7 protein-coding genes are annotated in these 7,694 nt (G+C 70.3%); 2 read left to right on the top strand and 5 right to left on the bottom strand.

Annotated features, from left to right (window positions below; genetic code table 11):
* Window positions 1-131: 131 nt before the first annotated feature.
* The 5 genes from AAHM41_RS37435 to AAHM41_RS37415 form a co-directional block, all read right to left on the bottom strand.
* Window positions 132-2,030, bottom strand: a complete 1,899-nt coding sequence (locus AAHM41_RS37435; RefSeq protein ID WP_342241726.1) for an autotransporter domain-containing protein — start codon at window positions 2,028-2,030, stop codon at window positions 132-134.
* A 101-nt stretch (window positions 2,031-2,131) separates the two neighbouring features.
* The gene (locus tag AAHM41_RS37430) at window positions 2,132-3,454 is read right to left on the bottom strand and encodes a YbiU family protein (protein WP_342241725.1); all 1,323 of its coding nucleotides are present in this window, start codon (window positions 3,452-3,454) and stop codon (window positions 2,132-2,134) included.
* A 70-nt stretch (window positions 3,455-3,524) separates the two neighbouring features.
* Window positions 3,525-3,965, bottom strand: coding sequence for an SRPBCC family protein (locus tag AAHM41_RS37425; RefSeq protein WP_342241724.1), 441 nt, complete (start codon window positions 3,963-3,965; stop codon window positions 3,525-3,527).
* Between the two features lie 23 nt (window positions 3,966-3,988).
* Window positions 3,989-4,819 carry a phosphoenolpyruvate hydrolase family protein gene (locus AAHM41_RS37420; RefSeq protein WP_342241723.1) on the bottom strand — a complete coding sequence of 277 codons (831 nt, stop codon included), beginning with the start codon at window positions 4,817-4,819 and terminating at the stop codon, window positions 3,989-3,991.
* Between the two features lie 10 nt (window positions 4,820-4,829).
* Complete coding sequence (locus AAHM41_RS37415) at window positions 4,830-6,038, bottom strand: Tm-1-like ATP-binding domain-containing protein (RefSeq protein WP_342241722.1); 1,209 nt, start codon at window positions 6,036-6,038, stop codon at window positions 4,830-4,832.
* A gap of 186 nt (window positions 6,039-6,224) precedes the next feature.
* Here AAHM41_RS37415 and AAHM41_RS37410 point away from each other — a divergent pair, with 186 nt between their 5' ends.
* Complete coding sequence (locus tag AAHM41_RS37410) at window positions 6,225-6,635, top strand: VOC family protein (protein ID WP_342241721.1); 411 nt, start codon at window positions 6,225-6,227, stop codon at window positions 6,633-6,635.
* Window positions 6,636-6,787: 152 nt separating this feature from the next.
* On the top strand, window positions 6,788-7,642 hold the full coding sequence (purU, locus tag AAHM41_RS37405) for a formyltetrahydrofolate deformylase (protein ID WP_342241720.1): 855 nt from the start codon (window positions 6,788-6,790) through the stop codon (window positions 7,640-7,642).
* Window positions 7,643-7,694: the final 52 nt, after the last annotated feature.

Here is a 7,694-nt window from a genome sequence, read left to right as displayed (position 1 = left end):
CCGGGCGGCGCCGGCGCCCCCCCGCCGGGGGCGGGGGGGGGCCCCCGCTCCTCCGGATCATTGTCCCAATCCGACATTCGGCCTGTCCCCTCGAGGGTTGGCCCCTTCCGGCGGCGATGGTAGCCCGTTTTTCAGAAGCGCACAGCGAGGCGTCCGGTCACGGCGTAGTCGTCGCCGCCATCGCGGCCCAGCGTGGTCTCGCCGCCGAGCTGCGCCGTCACCGCCGGGATCAGCCGGACCGAGACGCCGCCGGCCAGCCGGCCATAGGCGCCGCCGGAGGACTCGACCTCCTGGACGCGCCCGACATCCGGCACGGTGACCAGCGCGGTCTCGATCGAGCGGTCGCCGCCCAGCAGGTCGCCTTCGACCGTCAGCTCCAGATGCGGCGTGATCGCGGTGCTGCCGGCCTCGAACCGGGCGGCGGCGGCGATCCCGGCGCTGCCGATCAGCGCCTCGGCTGTCTGCCCCTCCACCGTCATGTCCAGGCCGGGTGCGCCGGATTCGGAGTAGCGGTCGATCTCCACCCGGGAATAGCGCAGGCCCAGAACCGGGCCGAAGGTGAAGACATCGACGCCGAAGCGGTAGCCGGCCCGGCCGAAGACGCTGAGGCTGTTGCCGTCCGGGTCGGCCGAGGCGCGCAGCTGCGGCACATAGGTCCGGCGCTCCAGCTCGTAGCTGTCGAAGCCCCAGGCGACGCCGGCGCCGCCGAACAGCGCGCCGTCGTCATAGCCGGCGACGGCGCCGATGCGGACCGAGCTGTAGTCGACCGTGCCCCAGCCCCGGTCGAGATCGGCATCGCCGGTGTCGTAGGCGGCGACGAGGCCGAGCGTCACCCGGTCGGCCGGCCGCGCGGTGACGCCGCCGGTGATCGAGGTGACGCCGTAGTCGAAGCCGGTGGCGCCGCGGTCGAAGCCCTGGCTGCCGAAGGCGCGCTGCAGGGTCAGGAAGCCGTCGACCGGGCGGTCGGACAGGGCCGGCGGGCCGGCCAGCATCGGGCCGCCGGCCTCCTCGCCACCACCGATCGCGTCGCCGACCCGGCGCAGGAAATTGTCGCTGGCCAGCAGGGCCAGGCCGGCCTGGGCGCCGATGGTGGTGGGGGCGGTCAGCGTGTCGGCGGCGTACTCCGCCAGCAGCTGGTGCCCCAGCGCGGTCGGGTGGACGCTGTCCCAGAACAGCCGCCCGTCCGGATCGCGGCAGACCGATCCGGGCGTGACGTAGGAGGGCAGGGCGGTGGCGCTGGCGACGCAGGCCTGGGTGACATTGCCGAAGCCGAAGCGGGCCGGGTCGGCCAGCACGGTCTTCATCCCGGTGGCGAAATCGGCCACCACGATCTGCACGCCGAGCTCACGGCCCAGCGCGCCCATCTGCCGGTTCAGCGCCTCGGCATGGCCCGCGGACAGCGCACTGGCCAGCCCCTGGCCCGGCGTGCCGCGATAGGCCGGGGTGGAGCCGAGATCCGGCACGTTCGGCACCAGGATCGTCTTCGCCCCGGCCGCAGCCAGCCGGCGGATATCGGCGTCGATGTTGCCGACGGTGCGCGCCACCTCGGCCTGCACCCCGCCCGGCGAAGGCGTGCCGCCGAGCCAGGCGAAATAGTCGTTGGCGCCGCCATACAGCACGACAAGGTCGTGGGCGCCGAAGCGGCCACCGGAGCCGGCATAGCCGTCGATCTGGTCGCGGATGCCGGGCAGGGTGACGCCGCCCTGCGCCAGCAGCGGGTTGGCGATGTTGCCACTGTCGGTCTCGGCGCCGCCAACGGCGAAGTTGCGGCCGGGCGCGGCGTCGAGGCCCAGCAGGCCGGGCAGGCGTTCGGCATAGGTCGGGCCGTTCGAGAAGCGGGCGTCGAAATAGGGTGGCGACACCGGGAAGCGCAGCGGGAAGGCCGGGTTCTGCGCCGCGATCAGGCCGGGGATGCGGCCGCGGTCGCTCAGGCTGTCGCCGAACACCGAGAGGGAGGAGAACGGCTCCTCGGCCTGCGCCGCGGCCGGAACCAGCACGGCCAGCAGCACCATCGTCCTGCAACGCTTCATCAGCAATCCCCCCGGATCGGTCGATCGAATCCCCGATTAGGACTGGAATGCTACACGCTGATGAAGATCAGGCGGAAAACAAGAAAACGGGCAACTGGCGATCAACCGATCGCTGCGCACTCCCGGATCAGCGCCGCGCGGGCAGGCGGCACGCCCTCCGTCGGCCAGGCCTCCAGCCCGAGCTGGCGGCGGCCGAGATCGGTCAGGTCGGCCTCGGTGCCGCGGCCGCGATAGGCCTTCTCGCGATGCTCGGGCGAGAAGTCGGGCGGGGTCTCGCCGGCCAGGAAGCGGGCGCGCTGCCGGGCCCCGTATTCCGCGTTCTTGGCGCAGAGCGGGCCGGCACCGATGAACATCACGTTGGAGTAGTCGGCGCCGCGGTGCTCGTCGCCGACCGCATGGATGCAGTCGGGGTGCCACCACACCGTGTCGCCCGGCTCGGCCGTGGGGATCGAGACCTGGGCGTCGATCAGCGGCTGGTGCCATTGCGGCAGGATCGCCTGCGCCTTGCCGCGGGCGGCGCCGCAGATCAGCTCCTCCGGCACGTCGTCCAGCAGGGGCCGCAGCAGCAGGTACGCCACCGAATGCCGGATCATCGGGACCACCTGCAGCGTGCCGTCGGTCTTGCCCTGGCCGGTCAGCGCCAGCCAGCCCTGGTAGGAGCGGAAGAAGGTGCTGGTGTTGGGCGCCGGGAACTCGCGCGCCTCGACCCGGAACTCGCCGTCGAACGGGTCGTGCTTGTCCCAGTCGCCGCTGAAGACGTTGCGGTAGACGCGGCGATAGCCGGGATCGAGCCAGCGCTCGATCGACCCGCCATCCATATGCGGCGACAGGCCGAGCGTGGTGTCGCCCGGCTGCCGGCGGCGCACCCGGTCGGCATAGGTGACCTCGCGGTCGGGGTCGAAGAACATCCGGCCGGCCGTCGCCTCGTCACCGGTGTCGCAGAAGCGCCAGAGCCGGTTCATGAAGCGCCGGGCCGCCGCCATGTTCGGGTGCTGCCGGGCCTCGACCTGCGGCCGGGACCAGTAGATGGCGAAGATCTGCGGCGTCTTGGCGCTCAATCCGCCGAAGTACTTCTGCAGGTTGCCGTCGTCCTGCTGGCTGGCATAGCCGTTGTCGTCGATGTAGGCCGCTACCGCGTCGTTCCAGCGGGTGATCTGGTCCCGGTCGACCGTACCGCGGATCAGGGCGGCGCCGCGGCGATGGATCTCCGCCACCGTCCCGGCGGGGACAGTGTTGTCGACGATGTCGGCGAAGCGGACCACCGGCACCGGCGACCGGCCCTGGGCGTCGATCTCGCGGATGGCGTCGGCCTCGCGCCGCACCGCATCCTCCAGCCGACGCCAGACCCCGGCGACGTCGCCGATCGCGTCCCGCAGCTCCCGCTTCACCGCGCGGATCTGCGCGGCATCATCGATCTCGGTCATGACCTTGACACCTGGTTCCGATCGGGGCGCACCCTGCACCGGGCGCGCCCCGGCGTAAAGACGCGGCGCCTCAGCCGCCGAAGCGCTTCTTCAGGGAATCGAAGCCGGTCTGGAACACGTCCCGGCCGATCAGCTTGCGCATCGCCGCCTCATTCTCGGCCGATACGTCGAACTCGGCTGTCCATTCGGCGAAGCTGCGGTTGCCGTCGGTGACCGGCAGCAGGCGCAGCGTGGCGACGTAGTTCTCGACCGGCATCGGCGAAGCGAGGATCGAATAGGTGACGCTGTGCTCGGAATCCGAGAGGGTCAGCAGCTTCTCGCGGATGGTGCCGCCGCCTCCGGCCAGCTCCATGCTGCGGATGCAGCCGATACGGTCGGGGCTGCCGCCGTCCTCGACCTTGCTGCTGGCGATGGTGGGATGCCAGTCGGGCAGGGCATTGAAGTCCCGGATCGCCTGCCACAGGGTGTCGATCGGGGCGTTGATCACGCTGCTGGTGGTCACTCGGATCATGCTCGCTTCTCCTGGTTGGGGCGTCAGAACGAGACCTGCTTGAAGGCGCGGGTCTGGGCGGTGAGGGCCTGTTCGGTCGGCAGCCGTTCCATCGAGCTGGCGCCGTAGAAGCCGTGGCAGTGGCGGCAGCGTTGCAGGACGTAGGCCGCGTCCTCCGGCATCGCGATCGGGCCGCCATGGCACAGCACGATGAGGTCCGGCCGCACCGCCAGCGCCGCCGCCGCCCACTCGTCGACCAGGGCGACGCAGTCGTCGAGGGTCTTGGCGGTCTCGGCGCCGATCGACCCGCCGGTGGTCAGGCCCATATGCGGCACGATGATGTCGGCCCCGGCCTGCGCCATCGCCACCGCCTCTTCGGCGGAGAACACATAGGGCGTGGTCAGCAGGTCGAGCGCATGGGCGCGGGCGATCATCTCGACCTCCAGCCCGTAGCCCATTCCCGTCTCCTCCAGGTTCTGGCGGAAGGTCCCGTCGATCAGGCCGACGGTGGGGAAGTTCTGCACCCCGGCGAAGCCCATGGCCTTGAGCTGGGCCAGGAAATGGTCGGTGAGCAGGAACGGGTCGGTGCCGTTGACCCCGGCGATGACCGGAGTCCGCTTCACCACCGGCAGCACCTCGCGCGCCATCTCGACCACGATCTCATTGGCGTTGCCATAGGCCAGCAGCCCGGCGAGGGAGCCGCGTCCGGCCATGCGGTAGCGGCCGGAATTGTAGATCACGATCAGGTCGATGCCGCCGGCCTCCTCGCATTTGGCGGACAGGCCGGTGCCGGCGCCGCCGCCGACGATCGGCTCGCGGCGCTCGACCATGCCGCGGAACCTGGCCAGGAGGTCGGCGCGGGCGAAACGGGTCATGGCGGCGTCCTCAGTGATGGGCGATATCCCGGAACTCGCGCACCAAAGCGGCCGCGAACTCCGGGTCGTTGATCGCGTAGGGCAGGCGGATCAGGCGGCGGTTCGGGGTCTGCCGCACCGTCGCCTCCAGCGCCTGGAACAGGGCCTCGTCGGCGGCGGGGTCGTGGAACGGCTTGCCCGGCGCGTCGATCAGCGACACGCCGCCCTCCGGGATCAGGACGCGCACGGGCCCGTCCATCCGGTTCAGCTTGGCGCCGATCCAGCGGCCCATCTCGATATTCTCCTCCACCGTCGTCCGCATCAGCGTGACCTGCGGGTTGTGGACATAGAGATTCCGCTTCAGATAGCGCTCCGGAACGGTCTCCATCGCGCCGAAATTCACCATGTCGAGCGCGCCGCAGGAGACGACATAGGGAACGCGGGTGCGGATGATGCTGTCGAACCGGTCCTCGCCGGCCGGGAACACGCCGCCGAACAGCAGGTCGCAGACCTCGGTCGTGGTGATGTCGAGGACGCCGCCGATCAATCCGGACTCGACCAGCTTCTCCATCGACCGGCCGCCGGTGCCGGTGGCGTGGAAGACCAGGCAGTCATACTCGCCCTCCAGCGCCCGGCTGACCTGCTCGACGCAGGGGGTGGTGACGCCGAACATGGTCAGGCCCAGGGCCGGCTTGTCGGCCTCGCTCCGCGGCGCCGGATGGGCCACCATTCCGGCCAGGGCATGGGCGGCGTTGCCCAGCACGGCGCGGGAGATGCGGTTGATCCCGGACACGTCGGTGACCGAGTACAGCATCATGATGTCGGCCGGCCCGACATAGGGCGCGACATTGCCGGAGGCGACGGTCGAGACCATCACCTTGGGCACCCCGACCGGCAGGTCGCGCATCGCCGGGGTGATCAGCGCCGTGCCGCCGGACCCGCCCAGGCCGATGACGCCGCCGACATCCGTCCGGCTGGCCAGGAAGCCGCGCAAGGCCTGGGCCATCGCCGCCACCGCCCGGCCGCGATCGTCGCTGAACACGGCCTCGGGCCCGTCCGGATGGTGACGCGCGACCTCCCGCGCCGACACGTCGGGGCGCGGGACGTCGGCGCCGATCTCGCCGGGCCGGGTGCCGACATCGACCAGAACGGCCTCGACGCCGCGGGCTTCGATCAGCGCCTGGACATAGGCCAGCTCGCGGCCCTTGGTGTCGCAGGTCCCGATGACATAGGCCTTCATGGCGCATCCTTCCCTGACGGTGCCGGCGTCCGATGCGCCGGTTCTTGCCTTCGGTTGTCGCGCCGCGGCCCCCCTCGGCGCAAGGGGTCGTGGGATCAAGCGACGCGGTTCCGGCTTCTTTCGTCCGACAATCAGGGGCTATGCTGGCGGCAATCCATTCAAGGGAACCCAGCCGGGAGAGCGCCCATGACCAGCCTGACACGCCTGGACCACGTCAACATCTGGACCGCCGACCAGAAGCGACTGATCCGCTTCTACCGCGACGCCCTGGGCCTGGAAGCCGGGCCGCGGCCGGACTTTCCGTTCCCCGGCGCCTGGCTCTATCTCGGCGACCAGGCGGTGGTGCATCTGGTCGAGGTGAAGCAGCCGCTGCATCCGGAGCAGGTGCAGCTGTCGCATTTCGCCTTCCAGAGCAACGGCAATCTCGACGACTTCCTGGCCCATCTGAAGGGGCTCGGCATCGAGACCAAGCTCGGCAGCCCGCCGCGCAGCGGTCTGATCCAGGTCAATTTCCACGACCCGGACGGCAACCACGTCCATGTCGACTTCAAGGACGGGACCACGCCCGACCTGGTGCCGTACCGGGAAACCGCCTAGCCGGGAAATCGTCTGGCCAGGTCGGGGCCGCGTCGGCCCCAGGCATCCGGCCGTCGCAATCAAGCCGCAGGCGACGGCCGCTGTCGTGCTAGGTGTCGAATATTGCTTCACGGCCGGCCCGCCGGCCCTTCAGCGAGACGACGCGGCACCCCATGGCGAAACGGCTGATCCTCAAGCTCTCCTGCACCGATGTCCCCGGCATCGTCGCCCGGATCTCGGATTTCGTGTTCCGCTCCGGCCTCAACATCCTCGAAAGCGCGCAGTTCTTCGACCGCGACACCGGCCGCTTCTTCATGCGTGTGGTGGTCGAGGCGGTGGAGGGCACCGCCGACATCGATGCCCTGCGCGAGGGCTTCGCGCCGATCGGCGCCGATTACGGCATGGATTGGGAGCTGCACGACGCCGACCGCAAGATCCGCGCCCTGGTCATGGTGTCGAAGTTCGACCATTGCCTGAACGACATCCTGTACCGGGTACAGATCGGGTCGCTGCCGATCGAGATCCCGGCCGTGGTGTCGAACCACCGCGACAGCTACCAGCGGGTCGCCGCCGCGGGCATCCCGTTCCACTACCTGCCGGTGACCCGGGACAACAAGGCGCAGCAGGAGCGGCGGCTGCTGGAGATGGTGGACGAGGAGAAGATCGACCTCATCGTCCTGGCCCGCTACATGCAGGTGCTGTCCTCCGACCTGTGCCGGAAGATGGAGGGGCGGGTGATCAACATCCACCACTCCTTCCTGCCCAGCTTCAAGGGCGCCAAGCCGTATCACCAGGCCCATGCCCGCGGCGTCAAGCTGATCGGCGCCACCTCGCACTACGTCACCGACGACCTGGACGAGGGCCCGATCATCGACCAGGACGTGCTCCGGGTCGACCACACCGCGTCGGCCGACGAATGGGTCGGCATCGGCCGCGACGTCGAGAGCGTGGTGCTGGCCCGTGCGCTCAAATACCACTCCGAGCACCGCGTGCTGCTGAACGGCGCCAAGACGGTGGTGTTCCGTTGAGATCGGGACGGGGGGCGGGGGGGGGGCGGACCCCCCCGCCGCCCCCCCCGCA

Source organism: Inquilinus sp. OTU3971, from assembly GCF_038440215.1.
This window is presented reverse-complemented; position numbering and strand designations above follow the sequence as displayed.